General features: G+C 59.6%; 21 protein-coding genes and 3 pseudogenes. 11 read left to right on the plus strand and 13 right to left on the minus strand.

Going from position 1 to position 25,712, the window contains the following annotated elements; genetic code table 11:
- The coding region (locus ALO64_RS26060) for a hypothetical protein (protein ID WP_235804965.1) at positions 1-224 on the minus strand (224 nt) is incomplete at its 3' end.
- Between ALO64_RS26060 and ALO64_RS00720 the strand changes: the two genes are divergently transcribed.
- Positions 153-1,520 (plus strand): T6SS phospholipase effector Tle1-like catalytic domain-containing protein, encoded by a 1,368-nt coding sequence (locus tag ALO64_RS00720; RefSeq protein ID WP_235804964.1) that lies wholly within the window; start codon positions 153-155, stop codon positions 1,518-1,520. The genes ALO64_RS26060 and ALO64_RS00720 overlap by 72 nt on opposite strands.
- A gap of 19 nt (positions 1,521-1,539) precedes the next feature.
- On the opposite strand, the pseudogene ALO64_RS00725 reads toward ALO64_RS00720, so the two are convergent.
- Positions 1,540-1,774: pseudogene (locus tag ALO64_RS00725) on the minus strand (DUF2789 domain-containing protein).
- Between the two features lie 445 nt (positions 1,775-2,219).
- Here ALO64_RS00725 and ALO64_RS00730 point away from each other — a divergent pair.
- Entirely contained in the window at positions 2,220-2,687 is a 468-nt protein-coding gene (locus tag ALO64_RS00730; RefSeq protein WP_002554073.1) for a hypothetical protein, read from the plus strand.
- Positions 2,688-2,706: 19 nt separating this feature from the next.
- On the opposite strand, the gene ALO64_RS00735 is transcribed toward ALO64_RS00730, so the two are convergent.
- From ALO64_RS00735 to ALO64_RS00765, 7 genes are all read right to left on the minus strand, one after another.
- The gene (locus ALO64_RS00735; RefSeq protein WP_044343459.1) at positions 2,707-3,087 is read right to left on the minus strand and encodes a Na+/H+ antiporter subunit G; all 381 of its coding nucleotides are present in this window, start codon (positions 3,085-3,087) and stop codon (positions 2,707-2,709) included.
- Complete coding sequence (locus ALO64_RS00740) at positions 3,084-3,362, minus strand: K+/H+ antiporter subunit F (protein ID WP_002554071.1); 279 nt, start codon at positions 3,360-3,362, stop codon at positions 3,084-3,086. The genes ALO64_RS00735 and ALO64_RS00740 overlap by 4 nt, the downstream gene beginning before the upstream one ends.
- On the minus strand, positions 3,359-3,847 hold the full coding sequence (locus tag ALO64_RS00745; protein WP_005732668.1) for a Na+/H+ antiporter subunit E: 489 nt from the start codon (positions 3,845-3,847) through the stop codon (positions 3,359-3,361). The genes ALO64_RS00740 and ALO64_RS00745 overlap by 4 nt, the downstream gene beginning before the upstream one ends.
- Entirely contained in the window at positions 3,844-5,529 is a 1,686-nt protein-coding gene (locus tag ALO64_RS00750; RefSeq protein ID WP_004665728.1) for a monovalent cation/H+ antiporter subunit D, read from the minus strand. Before ALO64_RS00750 ends, ALO64_RS00745 begins: the two co-directional genes overlap by 4 nt.
- Positions 5,526-5,870, minus strand: a complete 345-nt coding sequence (locus ALO64_RS00755) for a Na+/H+ antiporter subunit C (RefSeq protein WP_002554068.1) — start codon at positions 5,868-5,870, stop codon at positions 5,526-5,528. The genes ALO64_RS00750 and ALO64_RS00755 overlap by 4 nt, the downstream gene beginning before the upstream one ends.
- Positions 5,870-8,788 (minus strand): monovalent cation/H+ antiporter subunit A, encoded by a 2,919-nt coding sequence (locus ALO64_RS00760; RefSeq protein WP_005780667.1) that lies wholly within the window; start codon positions 8,786-8,788, stop codon positions 5,870-5,872. Before ALO64_RS00760 ends, ALO64_RS00755 begins: the two co-directional genes overlap by 1 nt.
- 160 nt (positions 8,789-8,948) lie before the next feature.
- Entirely contained in the window at positions 8,949-9,872 is a 924-nt protein-coding gene (locus ALO64_RS00765) for a DMT family transporter (RefSeq protein ID WP_044343460.1), read from the minus strand.
- 111 nt (positions 9,873-9,983) lie between these two features.
- Here ALO64_RS00765 and ALO64_RS00770 point away from each other — a divergent pair, with 111 nt between their 5' ends.
- Both ALO64_RS00770 and ALO64_RS00775 read left to right on the plus strand, forming a co-directional pair.
- Positions 9,984-10,553: a helix-turn-helix domain-containing protein gene (locus ALO64_RS00770; protein ID WP_044343461.1), complete on the plus strand. Its 570-nt coding sequence runs from the start codon at positions 9,984-9,986 to the stop codon at positions 10,551-10,553.
- 42 nt (positions 10,554-10,595) lie between these two features.
- On the plus strand, positions 10,596-11,999 hold the full coding sequence (locus ALO64_RS00775) for an FAD/NAD(P)-binding protein (RefSeq protein WP_044343462.1): 1,404 nt from the start codon (positions 10,596-10,598) through the stop codon (positions 11,997-11,999).
- Between the two features lie 152 nt (positions 12,000-12,151).
- Here ALO64_RS00775 and ALO64_RS00780 read toward each other — a convergent pair whose 3' ends face one another.
- Positions 12,152-13,258, minus strand: coding sequence for a sigma-54 interaction domain-containing protein (locus ALO64_RS00780; RefSeq protein WP_044343463.1), 1,107 nt, complete (start codon positions 13,256-13,258; stop codon positions 12,152-12,154).
- Positions 13,258-14,397 (minus strand): FMNH2-dependent alkanesulfonate monooxygenase, encoded by a 1,140-nt coding sequence (gene ssuD, locus ALO64_RS00785; protein WP_044343464.1) that lies wholly within the window; start codon positions 14,395-14,397, stop codon positions 13,258-13,260. The genes ALO64_RS00780 and ssuD overlap by 1 nt, the downstream gene beginning before the upstream one ends.
- Positions 14,398-14,786: 389 nt before the next feature.
- On the opposite strand from ssuD, the pseudogene ku reads away from it, so the two are divergent.
- Together ku and ligD are read left to right on the plus strand one after the other, a co-directional pair.
- A pseudogene (ku, locus tag ALO64_RS00790) lies at positions 14,787-15,670 on the plus strand (non-homologous end joining protein Ku).
- 20 nt (positions 15,671-15,690) lie between these two features.
- Positions 15,691-18,291 carry a DNA ligase D gene (ligD, locus tag ALO64_RS00795; protein ID WP_044343465.1) on the plus strand — a complete coding sequence of 867 codons (2,601 nt, stop codon included), beginning with the start codon at positions 15,691-15,693 and terminating at the stop codon, positions 18,289-18,291.
- Between the two features lie 62 nt (positions 18,292-18,353).
- Here the strand turns inward: ligD and pssA are convergent.
- A pseudogene (gene pssA / locus ALO64_RS00800) lies at positions 18,354-19,704 on the minus strand (CDP-diacylglycerol--serine O-phosphatidyltransferase).
- 248 nt (positions 19,705-19,952) lie between these two features.
- On the opposite strand from pssA, the gene ALO64_RS26065 reads away from it, so the two are divergent.
- Positions 19,953-20,138: a hypothetical protein gene (locus ALO64_RS26065; protein WP_235378671.1), complete on the plus strand. Its 186-nt coding sequence runs from the start codon at positions 19,953-19,955 to the stop codon at positions 20,136-20,138.
- Positions 20,139-22,139 (plus strand): TonB-dependent receptor, encoded by a 2,001-nt coding sequence (locus ALO64_RS00805; protein WP_235378672.1) that lies wholly within the window; start codon positions 20,139-20,141, stop codon positions 22,137-22,139.
- Between the two features lie 44 nt (positions 22,140-22,183).
- On the opposite strand, the gene ALO64_RS00810 is transcribed toward ALO64_RS00805, so the two are convergent.
- Positions 22,184-23,341 (minus strand): glycerophosphodiester phosphodiesterase, encoded by a 1,158-nt coding sequence (locus tag ALO64_RS00810; RefSeq protein WP_004656799.1) that lies wholly within the window; start codon positions 23,339-23,341, stop codon positions 22,184-22,186.
- 269 nt (positions 23,342-23,610) lie between these two features.
- Here ALO64_RS00810 and ALO64_RS00815 point away from each other — a divergent pair, with 269 nt between their 5' ends.
- From ALO64_RS00815 to ALO64_RS00825, 3 genes are all read left to right on the plus strand, one after another.
- On the plus strand, positions 23,611-24,543 hold the full coding sequence (locus ALO64_RS00815) for a 2-hydroxyacid dehydrogenase (protein WP_044343466.1): 933 nt from the start codon (positions 23,611-23,613) through the stop codon (positions 24,541-24,543).
- A 110-nt stretch (positions 24,544-24,653) separates the two neighbouring features.
- Positions 24,654-25,388: a CTP synthase C-terminal region-related (seleno)protein gene (locus tag ALO64_RS00820; protein ID WP_044343467.1), complete on the plus strand. Its 735-nt coding sequence runs from the start codon at positions 24,654-24,656 to the stop codon at positions 25,386-25,388.
- A complete protein-coding gene (locus ALO64_RS00825; RefSeq protein ID WP_002554054.1) occupies positions 25,385-25,711 on the plus strand; it encodes an antibiotic biosynthesis monooxygenase family protein in 327 nt (108 codons plus the stop codon). The genes ALO64_RS00820 and ALO64_RS00825 overlap by 4 nt, the downstream gene beginning before the upstream one ends.
- Position 25,712: the final 1 nt, after the last annotated feature.

A 25,712-nucleotide genomic window follows, 5' to 3' on the forward strand; every position in this document is an offset into this window, starting at 1 on the left:
TTGTTCAGCGTCTCCCTAAGGATGGAAAAGATATGAACGATAAATGGAGTGCCGAACAAACAGCAGCAATCTCGGATGTGGTAACGCGGCGTGTTACCGCACGGATCGGAATTTTCTTCGACGGCACGGGAAATAATCGCGTCAACAGCCAGATCGGGGCTGACTGTCAGGCATTGATTGAAATGAATGGTGGTCAGCACATTAAAGAGTGTGCGGGTCGTCATGTCCATCCTGGCAGTAGTTATAGTAATGATCTGAGTAATATAGCCAGGCTGGTTGATCTTTATCGGCTGCAACGTGTCGCCGAAAATGACAGTGCAGGCGTGAAGGTGTACTACCCGATCTATGTAAGCGGGGCGGGTACTACCTCCGGCGGGCGTGATTCGGTATGGCCGGGACAGAGTTTCGACCGTGGCACCACTGGTGTGATATGCAAAGTGGAAAATGCATTCAGAAAGCTTGAAACGGTATTGAAGGCATTTCCACACGACAACCCGGATTGTGTACTGGAAGCGCTTGAACTGGACATATTCGGCTTCAGTCGAGGGGCTGCGTCGGCCAGGCACCTGGCCAACGAAATCCTGAAACAGCGGGCAGGAATGCTTGAGCCGATACTTCAAAGCCGCAAAGTCAGGCTGAGTGAGCATTTCAGCTGGCGCAACGGCAGTGTACAACTCAAGGTTATCGGCCTGTTCGACACGGTCGCCGCCATCGGCAGTTTCAGGGATATGGGCAATAATACCCGGGACGCGAGCAACAGGAGGGTCAATCTGTACCTGCCGCCGGGTTGTGCCCAACAGGTGCTGCATCTGGTTGCTCGTGATGAATCACGGCGCAACTTCGCGCTTAACAGCGTCCTGCCGGAATGGCCGAAAGAAATCGTTTTACCCGGTGCCCATTCCGATATCGGCGGTGGTTATCCTCCTCAGATGGAAGAAAGCGTGTTGCTCACGCGTCCGCAAAGCAGCTTGGTCAACCGTGACAGCCCGTGTGAGGCGGCGCCTTGCTGGAAGAACGCCCAGGCCCTGTTAAGTACCATGAGCCGGGATGACTGGATCGACCCGCTGGACAGACAGGCATTTCTGAGGGTTCAGACCTGCGAAAGCAAATGTTACCCGTGCAGAAAAAACCTGAGTGGCATGAAAACGATCGTTGCTGCAGTGGGTATGAACCGCCAGGTCTTTGGTCACTTGTCGAGGGTGTCGTTACAGGTCATGCATGCACTGGCGTGTGATGAGGGGGTACCTTTCGACCCGGTGCCGAACAGCCCTGAATTTCAGCTTCCTCCCGAGCTCGAAGGCATTTCAGCCCGCCTGATCGATTATGCGCGAGGCGGGCCTTACTTACTGGACAGTCATGCAGAGCAGCTATTGCGCTGGCGCTATATCCATCAGTCTGCGCACTGGAACGCAGTGGTGGGCAGAATGGGCACCTTTAGTGACGCTGTTTTTGTGCATGCCCCGCAACCGGGTGGCAGGACATTGCACCCCAATGTCGGCCAGCCCGGTTATCCGCAATAGGAATCAACGCCCGAGTGGTTCACTCGGGCTTTTTGTGAAGGCGCACATTCAGTTCGTCGACCACCATCGCCCATTCGGCATCCTCATGCAGCTGCTCCTTGAGAAAGTCAGCCTGCCGCGGCGTCCAGAAGTCGGCATCAATCAGCTTCACGTCGTCAGGCAGGGGGTGGCTGGCGATGAACGCTTCGATGCTCTCATGAATCCAGTGCCAATTGGGCGAACAGGTCGTTGATGGTCGTTGTAGTCTGTTCCATGTCATCTCCTCGCCGGGGGATATCCCCGTCTTCATCAGTTCTTATGGGAGTGGCCGACGCACGCAAGAGTTCGATGCATTTGGCCTTATGAGAAGATGGCCTTTTGTGCTCTGCCTACAAGTGATATGTTTCCAGTATCGCCGAATGCACATTGATCGCCTGGCTGGAACCCGTCCAGCCTTTAAGTCGTGGTCAAGCTGGCCGCCGGTTTCAGGGCTCCAGCGCTTTTGCGACACTGCAGTGTACAAAAGGTATATATCCCGTAGCTGCCATGAGCCGGTAGAATCCGCCACCCGCCTGCACAAGGTTTGCGGTGGCGCTTTCAGCGCTTCCGCGTGCAGCGTGCCGGAAAAAATCCGGTCGCTTGACGCGGTCTATGGATTAACCACTTTCTTGACTGCCCTGACATCAGGCAGCCTCATTTTTATGTTTGAGGGTTTGTACTTTGGCTGTAAGTAATCTGGATACCCATGCCTTGTTCGTGCTCGGCGATCTCCGCGCACAGTTGGTCAAGCAGTTTCAGTCCCGTTTTGTCTACATCACCGAGCAGTCAGCCGAAGGTATTTATATCGCTGAAATCGACACCGAAACCGCTCTGGTCGTCGACGACAAGCCGCGCCTGGAGCTCAAGGTGGGCGATCATTTCCGCGCGTCGGTATTGCCAAGCCGTGAAGGCGGCAAGCTCGAATTGAAATTCCGTGAAATCAAAATGACTGTGTATGGATTGGGCGAATATGCATTCGTCGATATCCCTGAAGGCCACGGCATTGTGTTCAAGGAAGGTCAGGCTGTGGTCATGGTGTTTGCCGCAAAAGAGCAGCTGCAGACCGGTATGAGCAAGGTTCTCAAAGGCGCAGTCGGCAAGGCCGCCAAATGGCGCAAGGGCGAGCTGACCTTCAAGGCCAGCGAGTAACGCTGGCCAGGCTGAAGATTCAGCCGCCTGCCGATTCTCCATTGCCAGTGCCGCTACTGACTTCTGCGGGCACAGCGTCACCGGCCATGCGCTTGCGGAACAGCGCCGTACGTGCCAGCAGCAGCGTGGTCACAGGTACGGTGATTGCCAGCAGCACCGGAATCAGCCAGGCGTGAATCACCGGCTCTGCCTTCAGTGCAGAGAAATAGATGATCGACGCCAGCGCAACGCACCAGGCGCCCAGCGTCGACGCGAGGGCTGGCGGGTGCATGCGCTGGAAGAAGTCCTTGAGGCGCAGCAGCCCGAGTGCACCGGTCAAGGCAAACAGACTGCTGGCGATCAGCAGCCCGGCGGTCAGTATCTCAGCCCAGAAGGGCACGGTGTTCGGCAGTCCGGTCATTCGATCACTTCTCCGCGCAGCAGGAATTTGGCCAGAGCGAAGGAGCCGACAAAGCCGAACAGGGCAATCAGCATGGCGGCTTCGAAGTACGTGTCACTGGCGTAACGGATGCCGAGCACCAGCATCATCAGCATGGCAATGATGTACAGGTAGTCCAGCGCCAGCACCCGGTCCTGGGCTGAGGGACCCTTGAGCAGGCGCAGCAGGGTGATCACCATCGCCAGGGCGAAGATCAGCAGGCTGATCAGGATCGCGTTGTCGAGCAATGCACTCATTGAAAGATCTCCATCAACGGTCGCTCATAGGTGGTCTTGAAGTGTTCGATGAATTGCGCTTCATCCTCCAGATCAAAAACATGCATCAGCAGCACACTGCGATCCAGCGCCAGTTCCGACCATACCGTTCCGGGTACGACCGTGGTGACCATCGCCAGCGCGGCGAGGCCATGGGCATCGTGCAGGTCCAGCGGGATACGCACGAAAGCCGAGCGTGGCGGACGACTTTCGAGCCGCCATACGCTCAAACCGACCTGAAGATTGGACACCACCACATCCCACCCGACCAGGCACAGAAACTTCAGGATTGTGCCAGGTTTGCGGATGCGCACCGGCAGCGGGCGCAGTGGTGCCATCAGCAAGGGCGCGAGCAAGCCCAGCACCGCACCCAGTAGCAGGTGGCCGGGGCTGATCGACAGGTTCAGCACCAGCCACAACAGCCACAGTGCCAGAGAAAGCAGAGGAGCCGGAAACAGGCGCTTCATGGCTGCCCCTCCGAACTGATTTCCTGGCTGGTAGGGCCGGGTATCGGACGTGTGGCAAGGACCGACTGCACATACTGCTTGGGCTCATGCAGCGCGGCGGCGGTGTCCTGGGTATAGCGCAACAAGGGCTCGGCCTTGAACGTCAGCGCAACGCAGAGGCCCAGCAGGATAATGATCGGCAAGCATTCATTGCGTCGTAGCAACGGCGAAGGGCGCTCGTGTGGTGTCCAGAAGCGCTGTGTGCCAAGCCTGGAAAAAGCGATCAGCGACGCCAGCCCGGAGAAGATCAGCAGGCCGATCAGCATCCATGCCGGGGTCGAGAGCGCTTCGTCCTGCGCGACGTCCAGCCCCAGCGGGTTCATCAACGCGCTGAGCAGCGTGAGTTTGCCGATGAACCCCGATAGCGGTGGCATGCCGATAATCAGCAACGCGCAGGCGATAAAGCTCAGGCCCAGAAATGCCATGGTCATGGGTATGACCTGACCGACTACGACTTTCTGCTCGTCGTCCAGGTTGGTGCCGGGTGGCGGATGCAGCGACTCAAGGGTGCGGGGCAGTTGATCCACGTCGTACTCCAGAGGGATCTCGTTGGCCGAGCGGGAACGCTCGACCAATTCGCCCAGCAGGAACATTGCGCTCAGCGCCAGCGTCGAGCTGACCATGTAGAACAGCGCACCCGAAGTCAGGCTCGGCTGGGCAAAACCGACCGCTGACAGCAGAATGCCCGCTGATACCAGTATGCTCAGGCTGGCGAGGCGCTCCAGGCGCTGGGCAGCGATGATTGCAATAGCAGCGGTGAAAATCGTCGCCATGCCGCCGTAGATCAACCAGTCGCCGCCGAAGAATGCCGAGGCCCCGGCCTGACCGGAAAACAGTAGTGTCCACAGGCGTAGCAGGGTGTAAACGCCCACTTTGGTCATGATCGCAAACATGGCCGCTACCGGCGCGCTGGCTGCCGAATAGGCCGGGACCAGCCAGAAGTTCAGCGGCCACATACCTGCCTTGGCCAGAAATGCCGTGGCCAGAATGGCAGCGCCTGCATGCAGCAGGCCCAGATCGGACTCTGCCACTTGCGGGATCTTGATCGCCAGATCGGCGAAGTTAAGCGTGCCGGTTACGCCGTAGATCAGCGCAGCGCCGATCAGGAACAGCGACGAAGCCAGCAGGTTGATCGAAATGTAATGCAGGCCGGTCGACACCCGCGCCCGGCCGGAGCCATGCAGCATCAAGCCGTATGACGCTGCCAGCAGCACTTCAAAGAATACGAACAGGTTGAACAGGTCGGCGGTCAGGAATGCGCCATATAGCCCCATAAGCTGGATCTGGAACAGTGCGTGGAAACTGGCACCGGCCCGGTCCCAGCGCGCCAGCGCGAACAACAGGGCACAGACACCGATTATGCCGGTCAGCACCAGCATCAGTGCCGACAGGTGATCTACCACCAGCACGATACCGAACGGCACACCCCAGTTGCCTGGCAGGTAGACACCGATCGAACCACTGCTGCCGCTGTGCTGCACCCAGAGAAACAGCACCACGGAAATGCCTAGCCCGAGGATGCTGGAAAACAGATTGATACGTCCCTTGAGCGGCCGATGCTTTTCGCCCAGCCAGAGCATCAGCCCAGCGGTCAGCAAAGGCAGCAGGATCGGCGCAATGATCAGTTGATTCATCCAGCTCATGCCTTGGGCTCCCGGCCATCTACATGGTCGGTGCCGGTCAGGCCTCTGGAGGCGAGCAGTACCACCAGAAACAACGCGGTCATGGCGAAGCTGATGACGATTGCTGTCAGTACCAGCGCCTGCGGCAGTGGGTCAGTGTAATTGAGCAGGTCCTGGGGAATACCGTCCTTGATGATCGGTTCTCTGCCGATGAACAGGCTGCCCATGCTGAAAATGAACAGGTTGACCCCGTAGGACAGCAGGCACAGCCCCATGACCACCTGAAAGGTGCGTGGGCGCAGGATCAGCCAGACGCCCGAGGCGGCCAGCACGCCGATGGCGATTGCAATGACTTCTTCCATCAGAGGATTCCTTGCGGGTTGGCAACGGGCTTGGGCAGTTGCGTCGGACGGTGGCTGCGCACCGACTGGTGAGCCAGTGCGGTGAGGATCAGCAGCGTCGAGCCAACGACCACGGCGTACACGCCGACATCAAAGAACAGCGCACTGGCAATGTGAATATCGCCCAGAACCGGCAAATCGACGTGCGCGGTGTGCGTGGTCATGAACGGATAACCCAGCACCATGGAACCGGCTCCGGTCAGAACCGCGCACAATAGGCCTGTGCCCATCCAGCGTAACGGGCGCAGGCTCATTTGCGCCTCGACCCATTGGGTACCTGCCACCATGTATTGCAGAAGGAACGCCACCGACATCACCAGACCGGCCACAAATCCGCCACCTGGCTGGTTATGACCACGAACGAACAGGTACATCGAGATGATGAAGGCAATCGGCAACAGTAATCGCACCAGCGCTGCCGGAACCATCATGAAACCGAGTGCGGTATCGCTGGCACTGCGCGGGTTGACCAGATCAGTCACCACGTCACGGGCCAGCAGGCGTTGCTGTGTGGGCAGCAGAATGCTTTCCTTCGGCGGGCGGAAGCGTCGCAACAGGGCAAACACTGTCAGGGCTACCGCCGCCAGCACGGTGATTTCGCCAAACGTATCGAAGCCGCGGAAATCCACCAGCATCACGTTGACCACGTTGGTACCACCGCCCTGAGGCAGCGCGCGGCTCAGGTAAAAGGACGAAATAGCATTGGGTGTCTGACGGGTCAGCATGGCGTAGGACAATATCGCCATACCCAGGCCGACAAGAACCGCCAGCCCGAAGTCGCGTATTCGCCGGGTACGAGCGCGCAGGCGCGCGCTCAATGGGGCGACGTCTTCATTGCGTCGCGGTAGCCAGCGCAGACCGAGCAGGATCAGTACCGTCGTCACTACCTCCACGACCAGTTGAGTCAGCGCCAGATCAGGTGCCGAGAACCAGACGAAGGTGATGCAGGTCATCAGGCCGCAGACGCTGACCATGACCAGTGCTGCCAGACGGTGATACTTGCCTTGCCAGGCTGCACCTATTGCGCAGGCAATTGCGATAAGCCAAAGCGTGACAAACACCCCGGAGCCCGGAATCTTCGGGCGGTCGCCCCAGGTCAGGCCACTGAAATACATCGGTATGAAGCCGCCCAGTACGGCTGCCAGTACCAGCAGAAACAGTTGCGGCTGCAAGCGACGAGTGCTGACCTTGCGCTCGAAACGCCGCGCCCAATGCATCATCACCACCTGACTGCGTTCGAAAAAACGCTTGCCGTTGAGTCTGCCCACCAGCGGCGGGGCAGTAATGCGCTCGTGCTTGAGAGGTTTGCGCAGCAATAGATACAGGATGATACCGCCAGCCATCGCCACCAGGCTCATAACCATCGGCAGGTTCCAGCCGTGCCAGATCGCCAGGCTGTATTCGGGCAATGTCCCGCCGACTACCGGACGCGCAGCGGCGGCGAGCAGGGGAGCGACCGATTGTGCCGGGAAAATCCCCACGATCAGGCACGTCAGCACCAGCAGTTCTACCGGCGCACGCATCCAGCGCGGCGGCTCATGCGGCAAGTGCGGCAGGTCCTTGGCGGCCGGACCGAAAAACACATCGACCGTGAAGCGCAGCGAATAGGCAACGCTGAATATCCCGGCGATGGTCGCGATCACTGGCAAGGCAATTTCGACCCAGGCAGTGGCGGAAATGAACACGGTTTCGGCAAAGAACATTTCCTTGGACAGAAACCCGTTGAGCAGCGGCACGCCGGCCATCGATGCACTGGCGACCATCGCCAGTGTTGCGGTGTAGGGGAGCAGCTTCACCAGCCCACTGAGACGCCGGATATCTCGCGTTCCGCTCTCGTGGTCGATAATCCCGGCGGCCATGAACAGCGAGGCCTTGAAGGTAGCGTGGTTGAGAATGTGAAAGACCGCAGCTACCGCAGCCAGCGGGCTGTTGAGGCCCAGCAACAGCGTGATCAGGCCCAGATGACTGATGGTCGAGTAGGCCAGCAGGCCCTTCAGATCATTTTGGAAGATGGCCGCGTAGGCACCCAGAATCAGCGTGCAGGCACCTGCGCCGCTGACGATCCAGAACCATTGCTCAGTGCCGGACAACGCAGGCCACATTCGTGCCATGAGAAACACCCCGGCCTTGACCATGGTCGCCGAGTGCAGATACGCCGACACGGGTGTAGGGGCGGCCATTGCGTGGGGCAGCCAGAAATGGAAGGGAAATTGGGCGCTTTTGGTCAGCGCGCCGATCAGAATCAGGGTCAGTAACACCGGGTACAGGGCATGCGCACGAATCGCGTCGCCGGAGGCCAGGACACGGTCCAGGTCGTAACTGCCGGCCACATGGCCGAGGATCATCATGCCGGCCAGCAGCGCCAGCCCCCCCGCACCGGTGACCATCAGCGCCATGTACGCGCCGCGCCGTGCATCGGCGCGGTGGTGCCAGTAGCCGATCAGCAGGAACGAGAACAGGCTGGTCAGCTCCCAGAAAAACACGATCTGAATCAGATTGCCGGACATCACCAGGCCGAGCATGGCGCCCATGAAAGCCAGGAAAAACGCGAAGAAACGCGGTACCGGATCATCCGGCGACATGTAGTAGCGGGCGTAAAGCGAGACCAGCGCACCAATGCCCAGCACCAGCATCGAAAACAGCCAGGCGAAGCCGTCGATACGCAGAACGAAGTTCATCCCCAGGCTCGGCAGCCAGAAGTACTCTTCGCGAATAACGCCGCCGTCGGCGATCTGCGGGAACCACAATGCCATCTGGATAGCGCCGATGAGGGCGACCAGACCGGCCAGAAACGATTCTGCGTTACGCGCGTTGTGCGGCAAAAAGGCCGCCAGACAGCTGCCGATGAAAGGCAGAAGCAGTAGAACTATCAGGGACATAGGCTTCTAATCTGCAGGGGAATGTCAAGCATCATACGTGCCAGACACCCCGATACCAAAGGGACTGTTTCCGAAATTTCCTACAAAAAGTGTCTGCTGTTTTTAAGACAGCAAAAAGTTGTCACGGGACATGTGTTTCACGGCGCACAATAGCCGCCGTTCACTCGGCTTTGCGCATGCCATCTTCTTCAGCAAGGCTCTGTTCACCGGGGGCAGAACGCCGCTTCATTTCGCTGACGATCACCCCGGCCACAATCAGTGCTGCGCCCAGCAGGGCGATACCCGGCAAGCGCTCCCCGGCAAGTCTTCCGACAATCCCGGCCCAGACCGGTTCACCGGCATAAATCACGTTGGCGCGTGTAGGCGAAACACTTTTCTGTGCCCAGTTCATCGCGATCTGGATAATCGCACTCATCGCGCCAAGCCCCACCGCGCTGAGCACCAGCAGCCAGGAGAAATCCGGCAAGCGTTCCTGAGTCGGCACGATCATCAGAAAGGCCAGGGTGGAGGCGGTTGCCAGTTGCACCACGGTGACCCGCCGCACATCGACCTTGCCGGCATAGGCACTGATCATGATGATCTCGGCGGCGATGGCCACCGCACTGATCAGCGTCACGATCTCGCCGGAGCTGAGTTGCAGAGAAGCGCCTTGCGGCCCGGATACCAGCATCAGCCCGATAAAGGCGAGAAGGATGCCCAGTGTCGGCATCAATCCCGGTCGACGGCCAAGCACCAGCCATTGCAATAAAGGTACGCAAGGTACATAGAGCGCGGTGATGAAGGCGGACTGGCTGCTTGGGATGGTTTGCAGTCCAATGGTCTGCAAGCCATAACCAAGCATGATCGCGGTGCCGATGAATACGCCGGCCTTGAGTTCAAGAAAGGTCAGTCCGCGCAGCACCTTCATTGAAAACAGCGCTACGATAAGCGCCGCTGCGGCGAAACGCAGACCGACGAAGAGCATAGGGCCGCTGACGGTCAGCGCATGCTGTACCAGTAAAAAAGTGCCTCCCCAGAGCATGGTAATCAGAATCAGAACGGCTTCTGCCTTGCTGATGCGGGGTATGCGGCTGATAGACTTCATGTCAGCTCCTGGTTCCTGTTAATTGCCATGCGCGCGGTGAAAGGCGGAACAACCTGACAGTGTCCCTGGGCTGGGCAGTATAATGCGCAACGGTTTGATGTGAGCACCTGCATGCACAAAGAAAATTCCCAGCGCCCTCCGGTGCTGCAGCACGTCAGCCAGAACGTCCGGCGTCTGCGTAACAGTGCGGACCTCAGCCAGACGGCTCTGGCGGAGAAGTCCGGAGTCAGCCGACGCATGCTGGTCGCTATCGAGGCCGGCGAGAAAAACGTCAGCCTGGCGACACTGGACCGCGTGGCCGAAGCCTTGGAAGTGGCGTTCAGCGACCTGATCCAGGCACCTGAAAATCGTGATTACAGCCGCATCAACGAGCTGGCATGGGCCGGTACGATCATCGGCAGCAAGGCGGTGCTGCTGGCCAGGGCCGTTGCCCGGCGCGAGGTGGAGTTGTGGGAATTCTGCCTGCAGCCTGGGGACGCCTATGTCTCGGAGGCCGATCCCGATGGCTGGAGTGAACAGGTCTACGTCGTCGAAGGGCATCTGACGTTGCGCTTTGCCGACCCTGCGGCCGTGCAGCAGGTCGGGGCGGGCGAGTTCTTCATGTTTCCCAGCAACCAGCCGCACCGCTACTGCAACGACGCCGATGTGCCCCTGCGCTTCGTGCGTAATGTGGTGCTCTGACCTTTCCGATTCTTTATCGCAACTCGACCGAGGCGCTGTTCGATGACCGAAGATTTCCACCAGACGGCTGACATTCTGATCATCGGCGGCGGTCTGAGCGGCACCATGCTGGCGGCGCAACTGCTGCGCAGACCGGGCCAGCGCCGAATCCTGATTATCGAAACCCGCAGCGAACTCGGCAGGGGCGAGGCCTACAGTGCGACGGAGCCGGGCCATACGCTCAATGGCAACGCTGCGCGGATGAGCGTCGATCCGGATAATCCGGATGACCTCACCCAGTGGCTGACTGACTATCTGGCCGCCGGGGGCTGGCCTGAAGCTTATGAGCAGAGGGTCCCGGTCGCCGAACTGTTTCCGCCACGCGGTGTGTTCGGGCTTTATGTTCAGCAGCGACTGCGTGAAGCCCTAAGCGCTGCTGAAGCCTTTGGCTCGACCGCCGTGCATGTGCCCGGCGAGGCAGTCGACCTGCAGGTCCATGAAGGTGGGGTCAGTGTCTCGCTGGCTGACGGCCTTAAGTTGCGCGGTAGCCGTGCCGTGCTGGCGACCGGCATGTACGCGGCTTCACGCACCCCGCAACGCGATTCGAACGAGCTGAACACGGCAGCGCTGGACCCTTGGGATGTGGCGGTGATGAAAAAGCTTGATCCGCAGTCAAAGGTGCTGATCATCGGCTCGGGGTTGACCATGGTCGATGCGCTGGTCTCACTGGAAAAGGCCGGGCACCGCGGGCCGATTCAGATCTATTCCCGGCATGGCCTGCTGCCCCATGTGCGGCGCCAGCCACCGGAATGGTCTGATTTCCTGGCGCAGGACCCGAGTATCCGCAGCACTCGCCAACTGGTACGCAAGGTGCGCGAGCAGTGCGAGCTGGCCATCGAAAGTGGCATTGACTGGCAGGCCCCGCTGGACACCGTGCGCGCCAACGTTGGCAGGCTGTGGAATCAGGCCAGTGACAGGCAGCGCCGCCAGTTTGTCCGTCATGTACGGCCATGGTGGGAGAGTCATCACCATCGCTCGCCGCCACCCAGCGCCGCACTGCTGGCGCAACTGATCAGGCAAGGTCGGCTGAGCATTGACGCCGCTTCGTTGCAGGCTGTTGCGAGCCTGCCGTCAGGCCAGGTGCAGATCAGCGTGCGTCGGCGCGGTGATAGCGAACCGACGCAGATAGTTGGCGATGCCTTGATCAACTCTACCGGCATCGAGTACGACTGGCGACGCGTGGATCGCCCGTTGCCTCGGCAATTGCTGCTGCGAGGTTTGATTCAGCCCGGACCGCTGGCGCTGGGCATTGCTGCCGACGCCGGTGGCGCGGTGCTGGACGCGCAAGGTCGCTGCTCGTCACGCCTGTTCGCCATGGGCCCGCCACTGCGCGGCATGTGGTGGGAAAGCACCGCAGTGACCGACGTGGCGATTCAGGCCAAGGCTCTGGCGATGCGTTTGTCGTGAATCGCCGCGTGATCAGGAGAGGACGCAGAGCGTCCAGAAAGGCATGCCCACGCGGAGCATGGGCACGATAGCGTTCTTGCGGACAGCGCTCGTTCCTCACGCTCCAGCGTGGGAATGCCGTTCATGACGCTCCGCGTCATCGGTCTGGGCCTTCACACCGATAAATGCAGCATCCGGTCGCCCTGTATATTTTCACCCGGTCTGCGTTTGTTGACCGCCAGCTCACCGATCTTGATCAGACGAGTGCGCGTCACGTTGCGGGTCAGGCCCAGCAGGCTGGCGGTGTGTACCTGGTTGTGATGGCAATAGCGATACGCGGTCCTGAGCAGCGTGTCTTCGACCTTCTCGTGCAAGGCACCTGCCTGTTCTTCAAACAGCTTTTGGAACGCCCGATTGAGCAACTGTTCGGCTGACTCGTCAGCCGGATTCTGTTCGTCCTGACGCTCGATCCTCAGGTTCGACAGGCGCAGGTCGTCACGCTGAATGACTCCTTCGCGGCAGACCAGCAAGGTGTGATGAATAACGTTTTCCAGCTCGCGAATATTGCCCGGCCAGCTGTAGGTCTTGAGCTTGTGCTCGGCTTCGGCGCTGATGCGCACCGGGCCATGGCGCAGACGCTGGCTGTAGACCTCTATGAAATGCCGGACCAGCGGCAGGATGTCGCCGGGCCGGTCGCGCAGCGGGCTCAATTCCAGATTGACCACGTCCAGCCGGTAGTAAAGGTCCTCGCGAAAATGCCCGGCATTGATGGCTTTTTCCAGTTGTACGTTGGTGGCTGCGAGCACCCGCACGTCAATCGGCACGCTCTTGCGCGAGCCCAGGCGGACCACTTCACGTTCTTGAAGTACGCGCAGCAGCTTGACCTGGAGAGTCATGGGCAGGTCGCCGATTTCATCGAGAAACAGCGTGCCGCCATTGGCCTCTTCGAACCAGCCGGCCTTCGCGCTGATCGCGCCGGTGAAGGCGCCTTTCTCGTGGCCGAACAACTCGGCCTCGATCAGGTTCTCGGAGAACGCGCCGCAGTTGACCGCCACGAACGGTTTGTCGCGACGGGCACTCAGTTCGTGGATGTGCCGTGCCACCAGTTCCTTGCCAGTGCCGGTTTCACCAATGATCAGTACGCTGGCATCGCTGGGCGCCACCTGGCGTACGTGAGCGAGCAGATCCTTGGATTTGGGGTCCTCGAATACCTGCGCAGTGGCTCTGATCGAGGTCGCCAGCGCAGGCGAGTGCGGTAAGGTCAGCAGTTGCCCTGACATCACTTGGCCTGCGGGGGCAGATCGTTGGCGATCATTTCGCCGAACGGGCCCGTCAAATTGGTGATGCCGCGCCCGGCGAGGCTGGCGTAAGGCTCAGGCAGCAGCGGGAAGACCAGTTCGGCAAAGCGGTACGCTTCTTCCAGGTGCGGGTAGCCCGAGAAAATGAAGCTCTCGATGCCCAGGTCTGCGTATTCCTTGATGCGTGCCGCGACTTCCTGCGGGTTGCCGACCAGTGCCGTGCCAGCACCGCCACGAACCAGACCCACGCCCGCCCACAGGTTAGGCGCGATTTCCAGGTTGTCGCGGCGTCCGTCATGCAGCGCAGCCATACGGCGTTGGCCTTCGGAATCAAAGCGCGAAAAAGATTTCTGGGCCGCAGCGATGGTTTCGTCGCTGATGTGTTCGATCAATGTGCTGGCGGCTTTCCAGGCTTCTTCACTGGTTTCGCGCACGATGACGTGCAAGCGAATGCCGAACTTCACGGTACGACCTTTGCGGGCTGCCCGTTCACGCACATCGGCCAGCTTTTGGGCCACAGCTGCCGGAGGTTCGCCCCAGGTCAGGTAAACGTCCACCTGATCGGCCGCAAGGTCATGCGCGGCATCGGAAGAGCCACCAAAGTACAGCGGCGGATAGGGCTTTTGAATCGGTGGATACAGCGCTTTTGCATTCTGCACGCGCAGGTGCTTGCCTTCGAAGTCGACTGCTTCGCCCTGTAATACGCGACGCCAGATCTTCAGGAATTCGTCGGTGACTTCATAGCGTTCGCTGTGATCGAGGAAGCTGCCGCCGCCACGGTTCTCGTCCGGGTCGCCACCAGTCACCACGTTGATCAGCAGTCGGCCGCCGGATAAACGATCCAGCGTGGCCGCCATGCGTGCCGAGACGGTAGGGGAGATGATTCCCGGACGGATCGCCACCAGGTACTTCAGACGCTCGGTCAATGGCACCAGTGCCGAGGCGATGACCCACGAGTCTTCGCAAGAGCGACCGGTCGGAATCAATACCCCGTAATAGCCCAGGTCATCGGCGGCCTGCGCCACCTGTTTCAGGTAATTGAGGGTGACGGGACGTGCGCCCTTTGTCGTGCCCATATAATGGCCGTCGCCGTGAGTCGGAAGAAACCAGAAAACGTTCATGACAAATCCTTGGGAGTGATCAGCTAAGTGAAAGCTGACGGGACCAACTGTTGATTCGCAGACAGTTCGCCAACAGCGTTCGGGGTGGGGCCATTTATAGAACGTCTGATTTATTCCGCAAAAGAACGTTAAACCATATTTTTAGATCTTAAACGCATATGTGACTTGAAAAATCCTGCTTCTCTTTGCGCGAACCCCTCTACTACAAGGCTTTGACGGCTGTAAGCATCCCGTTAATACAGTTCGCACCAAAAGCCAAAACGTTGACAGTCAGATTGCCAAGATGAAAAACGGGCTGCGCCTGCGCGGATTTTCCGGCACTCGTCAGGCTGTCGAAACTTTTCTTCGACCGGTCCAGTCACTTTTTCAGGATCAACAGGAGTCAGACCATGGCAAGGGCAATCTGGAAGGGCGCAATCAGCTTCGGGCTGGTGCATATACCGGTCGCATTGGTGTCGACTTTGACTGGCTCGACAAGCGCAGCATGGACCCGGTCGGCTACAAGCGAATCAACAAGGTCACCGGCAAGGAGGTGACCAGCGAAAATATCGTCAAGGGCGTGGAGTACGAAAAGGATCGTTACGTCGTACTCAGCGAAGAGGAAATTCGCTCCGCGCACCCCAAATCGACGCAGACCATCGACATATTCGCCTTTGTCGACAGCCAGCAGATTCCTTTGCAAAACATCGACACGCCTTATTTTCTGACCCCGGATAAACGCGGCGAAAAAGTCTATGCGCTGCTGCGCGAAACCCTTGTCGACACCAAAAAGGTGGCACTGGCCAATGTCGTGCTGCATACCCGCGAACACCTGGCGGCGGTCATGCCGCTGGAGTCGGCGCTGGTCATGGTGATCCTGCGCTGGCCTGCCGACGTGCGTGAGCTGGACACACTGGAACTGAGTGACGCAGTGACGGACGTACAGTTGAACAAGAGCGAACGCGACATGGCCAAGCGTCTGGTCAAGGACATGAGCGCCGACTGGCAGCCTGAGCAGTACCGCGACACTTTTCAGGAAAAGATCATGCACCTGGTCAAAACCAAGGCAGACGAAGGCGAGATCGAGGATGTCGAGACGGATCCGGCCGAGGAAGAGCGCAAAAGTGCCGATGTCATTGACCTCACCGACTTGCTGCGACGCAGCCTGGCGGGCAAGGGGGGCGTCAGTAAAGGCAAAGCGAGCAAGCCCGCAGCAAAAGAAAAACCTGCTGACAAGGCCGCGGCCAAGCCCAAGCGGCCCGCAGCCCGCAAGAAAACCAGCAAAGCCTCTTGAGCCAGACGGAGACACCGGACATGGCCAAGCCCGCCAGTGAATACACGCGCAAGCGCAATTTCGCCATCACCTCCGAGCCTGCCGAAAGCACGCGCAAAGGCAAGTCTTCGTCCAAGGCCAAGGCGCTGGGTTTCGTGATTCAGAAGCATGACGCACGCAACCTGCACTACGACTTTCGACTGGAGCTGGATGGCACGCTCAAGAGCTGGGCGGTGCCCAAAGGCCCGAGTCTGGACCCGAAGCAAAAACGTCTGGCAGTGCATGTGGAAGACCATCCGCTGGACTATGCCGATTTTGAGGGCAGCATCCCGAAAGGGCAGTACGGCGGCGGTGATGTGATTGTCTGGGACCGTGGCGTCTGGCAGCCGCACGGTGATCCGCAAAAAACCTATGGGGAAGGCAAACTCAAATTTACCCTGGTCGGCGAGAAGCTCAGCGGCGACTGGGCGCTGGTGCGCACGCGGCTCACGGGCAGCGGCAGCAAGGAGCAGTGGCTGCTGATCAAAGAAAAGGACGCCATTGCGCGACCTGCCGCCGAATATGACATTACTCTGGAGCAGCCGCAGAGCGTGATCAGCGGCGCGCACGTAGGGGCAGGGCGTGCAGCGCCAGCGAAGCCAAAAGCCAGCGCCGCAAACGAAAAAGCCAAAGCCGGTGCAGCGAAGCCTGCGCGCAAGCCCGCGCAAAAGAAGTCGAAAACGGTTTTCCCGGAAACCCTTTCGCCGCAACTGTCCACGTTGGTAGATGCACCGCCAGCGGGTGATTGGCTGTATGAGATCAAGTTCGATGGCTATCGCATTCTGACCCGCATTCAGGGCGACGAAGTGCACCTGTTCACCCGTAACGGCCACGACTGGACCGAACGGCTGCCCGAGCTGGTCAAGGCGCTCAAGGGCCTGAAATTGCAAAACAGTTGGTTCGACGGCGAAGTAGTGGTTCTCGACAAGCAAGGGTTGCCCGACTTTCAGGGGTTGCAGAATGCCTTTGACGCAGGGAACAGCAAAAACATCCTGTATTACCTGTTCGATATGCCGTTCCTGAGTGCGGAGGATCTGCGTGAAGTGCCCCTTGAACAGCGCCGCGACGCCTTGAAACAAGTGCTCGACGCCCAGCGCAGTCGCCTGCTGCGTTATTCGGATGCGTTTCAGGCCGGGCATCAGGATATTGTGGAAAGCGCTACGGCAATGGGCCTGGAAGGTGTCATCGGCAAGCGGGCCGGCAGTGTTTATATCGGCAAGCGCAACGCCGACTGGATCAAACTCAAATGCCGGTTGCGTCAGGAACTGGTGATCGTCGGCTACACCGCCCCACAAGGCAGCCGCTCCGCATTCGGGGCCTTGTTGCTGGCGGTCAATGAAGGCGATGAAGGGCTGGTCTATGCCGGGCGGGTGGGCACCGGCTTCAGTGAGGTGACGCTTGAACAGCTTTATCAACAACTCAAACCGCTGCAGCGCAAGGATTCGCCCCTGGCGAAAAAGCTGACCTCGGCTCAGGCCCGTGGCGTGCAGTGGGTAGAGCCGCAACTGGTCTGTGAGGCGGAGTTCGCCCAGTGGACCCGCGAAGGCATTGTGCGACAAGCCGCATTTGTCGGGTTGCGCAGTGACAAGCCTGCCAGTGAGGTGGTGCGCGAAGACGCTCAGCCCGCCAGGGTTGCCAGCCAGACCCGGACGCAATCGACATCGGCAGCGCCGCGTTCAGGCAAGAAAACCGCTGCCGGCAAAGGCAAAGTAGACGTTGCGGGCACCGGCATCAGCCATCCGGATCGGGTGATCGACAGCAAGACCGGCACCAGCAAGGTCGAACTTGCGCAGTTCTACGCGTCTATTGCCGAATGGATTCTGCCTTATCTGAACAAGCGGCCCGTAGCGTTGTTGCGTTGCCCGGAAGGCATCGACGGCGAGCAGTTCTTCCAGAAGCACGCCGAGCATCTGGCGATTCCACACATCAAACAGCTGGATCGTGCTCTGGATCCCGGGCATGCCGCGCTGATGGAGATCGATTCATTGCAGGCGCTGGTCGGTGCCGCGCAAATGGGGGCCATCGAGTTGCACACCTGGGGCGCTACGCGTGACAGGATCGAAACGCCGGATCACTTTGTTCTGGACCTTGACCCCGACCCGGCGCTGCCCTGGCGCAGCATGATCGAAGCCACGCAAATGGTGCTCGCCGTGCTGGAGGAGCTTGGGCTGGAGGCTTTTCTCAAGACCAGCGGCGGCAAGGGCATGCACATCATCGTGCCGTTGGCGCGGCAGGCTGACTGGGACACGGTTAAAGCCTTCGCCAAGGCTATCGCCGAATTCGTCAGCCGTCAGTTGCCCGAACGCTTCACCGCGACCATGGGGCCGAAAAACCGGGTAGGGAAAATTTTCATTGATTACCTGCGCAACAGCCGTGGCGGCAGCACCGTGACTGCGTATTCGGTGCGCGCCCGGCCAGGTTTGCCGGTCTCGGTGCCGATTGCTCTGGATGAACTGGCAGGCCTGAAATCCTCGGCGCAGTGGGACATCACCAACCTTGAGCAGCGTTTAAAGAAACTCAAGGCCGACCCGTGGGCAGGCTACAGCAACCGCCGCAAAATCACGCAGAAGATGTGGAAGCAGTTGGGGGCGAAACGGCCCTGACACACCCTGTTTCTTTGGTTGTATGGCCGACATGCCAGGCATGTCGGCCTCAGGCTTGAGGGTCAGAGTATCCGGTACAGCAATCGCTCGACCCGCACACGGCTGACGCGCTTGAGGAATTTGCGTACCCCTTCGGGATAATTGGCCAGTGTGTCGAGTTCGTCGTACTGGTTGACGCGTTGGGTGTTGCGCATCAAATGGGCGATTTCCGCCTCGCGCGTTTCGCTCCACTGGCCCTGCGGATCATCGATCAGCAAGGCGTTTTCCAAATCAAGATTGAAGGCGCGAGGGTTCAGGTTGTTGCCTGTCAGCAGCGTATAGCGCTGATCGACCCAGATGCCTTTGAGGTGGAACGTATTATCGCCGTGTTTCCACAGGTGCACGTTGAGGCGGTTCTGCGCGATTGCCTTCTGATGCTTGTGGGCAAAGCGTCGCAGGCTGATTTCATACAGATAGGGCAGGGCCGAGATCACCTTGAACGGCTCGTCCGGGTCGATGAAGAAGTCGTTGGCGGTTTTGTCACCAATGATGATATCGACCTGCACACCGCGCTTGAGCGCCCGATTGATTTCGCGGGTGACCGCCACCGGCAGGTTGAAATACGGCGTGCAGATGGTCAGCTGGATCTTGCTCGAGGCGATCAGGTCGCAGATGGCACGATTCAGATTGTTACGCGGCCCGACGCCCAGCAGCGGAATCACCCGCAGCTCGCCGTTTTCCTTTTCGCCTGCTGAAGTGTCGTACGCAGCGCGTTTCAGGTCCGCACGAAAAGCGCGAATCTCGCTGCGAATGCTGCGCGAGCCAGGTGGCGATTGCAGGTCGAGGCGGTNNTCGGTGCACCGCCGGTGAGGGGAGTATTTCGCGCTGGACCAGGTTCTGGAAAGCGTCGGCCAGTGGCGCACTTTCGATCAGGTGGTAACGGTCCAGACGGTATTTGTCGAGCTTGTGCAGGTAGACGTTGTTGATGCTTGCGCCACTGTAGATCACACAATCGTCGATCACGCTGCCCTTGAGGTGCAGCACGCCGAATAGCTCACGGGTTTGCACCGGCACGCCGTAGATCGGCACTTCTTCATCGTATTCAAGGTTCTGCGCCTGATACCAGGTCGAGTTGCCCGGTTGCCGCCCGGCACCGATCAGACCCCGCTGCGCGCGGAACCAGTCAACCAGCACCACGACATCCAGCTCGGGCCGTGCAGCCTTGGCCGCGTACAGTGCGTCGAGGATCTCCTGACCGGCTTCATCCTGTTGCAGGTACAACGCGATGATATAGATGCGCCGGGTGGCCGAAGCGATCCTTTCCAGCAGACAGCGCCGATAGTCGGCGGCAGAAGGAACAATGGAGATTGCATCGCTCGGCAAGGCAAAACCACGAAGTGCTGCCAGTGTCGAGCGTCGGAAAGTGGATTGCATAGGCCTCTCGATGGGAAAACCAATAGCGTACGAGCTTACACGAGAGTCGCACTCAGGTGGCTGTCCCCTACCTGTTTCAAAGCATTGCTGTGTGAGACGTAGCGATGAGCGTTGGTTATGTGACGCCCTGCACATAAATTAATGATAAGCATTCCCAGTAACATATGGTAGCATTTCGCATCCACTGAGTCGGTCATCTCCAGGAAGGTTTCTTCCGATCTCGCTCATCTCGTCAGCAGGACCTTTTCATGCACATCCCATCGATCCCGATGCGCCTCACGTTGCTCGCATTTTGCTGTTCCATTGGTTCTCCGGCCTGGGCCGCTACTGCTGCCGCCAGTCAGCAGGAAGGCCCGATGGTTCTCGGAGAGACCGATATCAGTGCCGACAAGGCCGACCCGCACGCGCTACCGCCCGTGTACGCAGGCGGGTAAGTGGCTCGTGGCGGGCAGTTGGGCGTTCTGGGCAATGCCGACGTCATGGACGTGCCGTTCACCATGACCAGCTACACCGAACAATTGATCGAGGACCAGCAGGCCGAAGACATCGGCGATGTGCTGCTCAATGATGTATCGGTTCGCCAGTCAAGCGGCTATGCCAACGCCTCGAAGATCTTCGTCATTCGTGGCCTCAAACTGACCACCGATGATATTTCCTACAACGGCCTCTACGGCGTGCTGCCGCGCCAGATCATCTCCACCGATGCGCTGGAGCGGGTTGAGGTTTTCAAAGGCCCCAATGCCTTTATCAACGGCGTGACACCGACCGGCTCCGGTATTGGCGGTGGCGTGAACCTGCAACCCAAGCGCGCGCAGGACACGCCGACACGGCGTTTTACCACCGACATCAGCAGCGACGGTCGGGGCGGCGAGCACCTGGACCTCGGCCAGCGCTTTGGCGAAGGCAATCGATTCGGCGCACGCCTCAACCTGTCTCAGCGCGAAGGCGAGACCGGCGTTGAAGACGAAGAGCATCGCAGTAAGCTCTTCGCGCTGGGGCTTGATTATCAGGGTGACAACTTCCGTCTTTCCGGCGATTTTGCCTACCAGAAGCAGCGCATCAATCAGAATCGCAACATGGTGTTCGTTGGCAGTGGCCTGACCCGTGTGCCGCATGCACCGGATGCCGACACCAATTACGCGCCGAACTGGACCTGGACCGAAACCGAAGACACCTTCGGCATGAGCCGGGCCGAATACGACCTCAACGATGACTGGACGCTGTACGCTGCAGCCGGTGCCAAGCACACCCGTGAAAACGGTATCTATGGCTCGCCGACTATCAATGACGCCGCAGGCAACATCACGGCGTCACCGTCTTCCATTCCGCATGACGAAGACAACAAGACAGCCATGGCCGGCATCAACGGCAAGCTGCAGACCGGCGCGGTCAGTCACAAGGTCAACTTCGGTCTGTCCGGCATCTGGACCGAGCAGCGCAGTGCCTACCTGTTCGGCAGTCCGGCTGGCAGCAACCTGTACAACCCAGTGGAAACAACACGTCCTGCGCTGGACAGCTTCTCGGGTAGCGATCTCAGTGATCCCGGTATCGTCGGCAAGAGCCGTATGCGCAGCGTAGCGTTCTCCGACACGCTGGGCTTTTTCGATGATCGCCTGCTGCTGACCGCAGGCCTGCGTCGCCAGCAACTGCGCGTCCAGGGCTACGACTATGGCAGCGGCCCGCGCAACGCACTGTATGACGAGGCAATCACCACGCCGGTCTACGGGCTGGTGTTCAAGCCTTGGCGCTATGTGTCGTTCTATGCAAACCGCATTGAAGGCCTTGCGCAGGGGCCGACGGCGCCGAGCACCGTGACGATCAACCCTGGCGAGGTGTTCGCGCCGGCGCGTTCAAAACAGATTGAAGCGGGCGTGAAGCTGGATATGGGTACCTTCGGCGCAAGCCTGGGTGTATACCGTATCGAACAACCGACTGATGGCTACCAGATTCAGGATGGCAGCGGAACGCGCTATGTCCGTGATGGAGAGCAGCGCAACCGTGGCGTGGAAATGAACGTGTTCGGCGAGCCCGTCAGCGGCCTGCGTCTGCTGGCCGGTCTTACTCTGATGGACACCGAGGTGAGCGGCACGTCGGGTGGCAGCAACGATGGCAACAGGGCCATTGGTGTGCCGACCTTTCAGTTCAATGCGGGTGCCGACTGGGATGTGCCAGGCATCGCAGGCGCAGCCATCAACGCGCGCATGCTGCGCACCGGCGGGCAATACGTCGACGCTGCCAACAATCTGAGCATTCCGACCTGGAACCGTTTTGATCTTGGCGCGCGCTATACCTTCAACGTAGCGCAAAAGGACGTCACGCTGCGTGCCAACGTCGAAAACCTGATGAACAAGGATTATTGGGCATCGGCCAATGGTGGCTATCTGACTCAAGGCGAGCCACGCACCTTGAAGCTCTCCGGCACCATCGATTTCTGATCAATCGGCGCTGGCCGCATCGCAGGATGCGGCCAGCCAGTCGATCAGTAGCCGTTACGCTTCAGAATCGTCTCGATGCTCTCTTTCGCTGGCCGCCCGTAGAACTTCAACAGTTCGGCAGTGCGGTTGGTGAAGAAACCGTCAACTCCATCATTACTGATCCGCTTGAAGTCCTCTGCGTCGTCCACCGTGTAAGGGTGGATCACCATGCCTTTCTCGTGGGTCAGGTTGTTCATCCAGGGTTTGACCAGGTCCATGTAGCTCTGATCGCCACCCTTGGCCAGTTGCGAAGAAGGGCCGGTGCCGATCGCACCATGAGCCTTGGCCCAGTCAATCCACTTCTGGAATTCCTCCGGCGATTTGACTTCCTGCGCTGCGTAGTAGCTGGCCTTGTCCTTGGCCCCCGAGTCTTTGAACGCGACGCTGGATTTAGGCTCTATCGAGCCTTCGCCAATCCACAGCAGCATGACCTTGGGCACTTTCGGCATTTCTTTTTGCAGGAGTTCCAGGCTCTGCTTCTCGAACGTCTGCAATACCACACGCCCCGGCATGTGCGCGACGTTCACATGACCGGCCGCAGCAGCAGGTCGCTGAGCCAGCCAGCCACGTTTGGTCAGCACCTTTTTAAGATCGGCTTCGACACCGGGAAACTTGTTCGGCACCTTGGTCTCGATATACAGCCCAGGCTTGTTCGCGCCGCCTTCGGCGATGTCGATGACCTCATCCAGCGTCAGGATCTGCAACCCGCTGTAGCTTGCGCGCGCCCGGTCGGGGTAAGCCTTGTTGAACCATGAGCCGGCGTCCAGTTGCTTGAGCTCCGCCAGGGTGAAGGTGCTGACCGGGTCCTTGACCCGTGTCGGGAACACTTCGGCAATATTGGTCGTGCGTTCCAGTACGTCATCGTGCAGCGCTATCAGCACGCCATCTTTAGTGCGCTGGATGTCCATCTCCAGATAGTCCGCGCCCAGGTCGCGTGCCAGGGTATACGCCGGAATGGTCTCCTCCGGAGCGTCGAACGAAGCTCCGCGATGGGCGATCACGGCTGGCCAGGGCAGACCGTATTTTTCGCTCAGCACCTTGCCCGGTGCATCCGCCGCCGCTGCCATACCGGATGACAGCATCAGGCCCGACATGACCGCTGCGGCCAGGAAGGTCTTTTTCAACAGGGTTGTGGTCGACAGAGTGGCGGAAAATCCTTGCATGGGCGGTTGGTTCCTTATGGTTGGAAGGTGTTCGACTGCACCAGCCAATACCGTTACTGGTCACAGCGTTGCACGCAACGATAGCGCACTATCGCGTTGGCGAGGTTGCTTGTAACGCAGTCTGTCCGGCAAATGCGTCCACTTCATGAACACCTGGTGTTATCGCGAAAGGTTTTTTCCAACGAGCGCCATTGTCTGTGCAATTGGCTCTGCACAAGCGCACGAAGTCGCGTTACTGTCAGCGTTTTGCTGACCGAACGGGAGTGCGCATGACAACGGTATTGGTGCTGGTGGAAAATCTGGACATGTATTTGCCGATTCTGAAAAGCAGCGGTTATCAGTTGATTCGTGCGCCGACGGCCGAACTGCGCGCCGAGGCAATTGCTGTACACGGGAAGAGCATCAGCGCCGTGATGACGCGTGGGCCACTGGGTTTTTTCGCCGAGGAAATGGATGCACTGCCGAACCTGCGCATCATTTGCGTGAGCGGTGCCGGCTACGAGAAGGTTGATTTGCCCGCCGCGCAGGCACGCGGCATCACCGTGACCAATGGTGCAGGCGTCAACGCCGCCACAGTGGCTGACCATACGCTGGCGCTGTTGCTGTCGCTGGTACGCGACATCCCGCAGGCCGATGCGTCGGTACGCCGTAGCGAGTGGCGCAAGGTGGTTCGACCGTCGCTGGCAGGCAAGCGCCTGGGAATCGTCGGACTGGGGGCGGTTGGGCTGGCGATTGCCAGGCGTGCAGCTGCGTTCGACATCGCCATCGGTTATCACAATCGCAAGCCGCGCACCGACTGCGATTACACCTGGCACGCCACCGCACAGGCGCTGGCTGCGGCGTCGGATTTCCTGATCATTGCCACGCCCGGTGGCAGTGGCACGCAGCACCTGATCGATGCCGGTGTGCTTGAAGCGCTGGGCCCTGACGGCTTTCTGGTCAACATTGCGCGTGCCAGTGTGGTGGATACCCATGCGCTGGTCAGTGCACTTCAGAACGAGCAGATTGCCGGGGCTGCGCTGGATGTGTTCGACGATGAGCCCGCTGTGCCGGACGTACTCAAAACGCTGGGCAATGTTGTGCTTACGCCCCATGTCGCAGGCCTGTCGCCCGAGGCTTCCAGAGACAGTGTGCAAATGGTCAACGATAACCTGCTGGCGTTCTTTTCCGGGCAGCCGGTGCTGACGCCGGTAACTGGCTGAAGAAACGTGCAGCGCTGCACGCCAGGCATTGCTGCAATGCCCATTCTGCTGGTTTTGCTGCCTGTTTATAGTCCGCCCGGGTTATACGAAAATCGAACAGGGGGCAGGGCATGGGCACAATCAATAACGTACGCAACACTTTGCAGATCGGGCTGGTGGGCGATTTCAACGCCGATGTGCCAGCCCATCAGGCCATTCCGCTGGCGTTGGCGATGGCGGCTGAGACCGTTCACGTGCCGGTCAGTTTTGAATGGCTACCGACGCCACGGATCGGCAGCGGTGCACGGCTTGGCGAATTCGATGGGCTGTGGTGTGTACCGGCCAGCCCGTACCTGGACATGCAGGGCGCGTTGACGGCCATCCGTTTCGCACGCGAGCGCCTCGTACCGTTTCTGGGGACGTGTGGCGGCTTTCAGCACGCACTGGTGGAGTACGCCCGCAATCAACTGGGCTGGGCAGACGCCGAGCACGGCGAAACTGCGCCGCAGGCGGCAAACGTCATCATCGAACCATTGAGCTGCTCGCTGGTTGAATCCGTGGCGGCGATTCACCTGCAACCCGACCCTTTGATTGCCCAAGCCTACGGCACGCTGAATATCGAGGAGCGTTATCACTGCCGCTACGGTCTGCGTCGTGAGCTTGAGCCAGCGCTGTTCGGCGATGCATTGAAAGTCAGCGGCCGCGGCCCTGAAGGCGAAGTGCGCAGTATCGAATTGCAGGGCCACCCGTTCTTCGTCGCCACACTGTTCCAGCCGGAGCGGGCTGCGTTGCAAGGCAAGGTATCCCCTGTGGTTGCTGCGTTCGTCCGCGCGTGCAGCCAGGCCGCGCAGAGGAATCGATCATGATGGCAGCGCGCTTTCCCACACCCTACTTTGCGGTGGTGTTCACCTCACTGCGTACGTCTGAAGAGGGTCAGGCGTACGCAGACGCGGCGCAGCGGATGGTAGAACTGGCCAGGCAGCAGCCCGGCTTTCTGGGCGTGGAATCGGCTCGCGGCGAACACGGACTGGGCATCACCGTGTCCTACTGGAGCGACGAAACCGCGATTCTGGCCTGGAAACAGCAGGCCGATCACGCCCAGGTCCGCGAACAGGGACGTGCGCGCTGGTATCAGGCGTTCACCACGCGAATCTGCAAGGTCGAGCGTGACTACTCGTTCAATGGCTGAC

The organism is Pseudomonas meliae (assembly GCF_001400515.1).
In the GTDB taxonomy this organism is placed as follows: Bacteria; Pseudomonadota; Gammaproteobacteria; order Pseudomonadales; family Pseudomonadaceae; genus Aquipseudomonas; species Aquipseudomonas amygdali.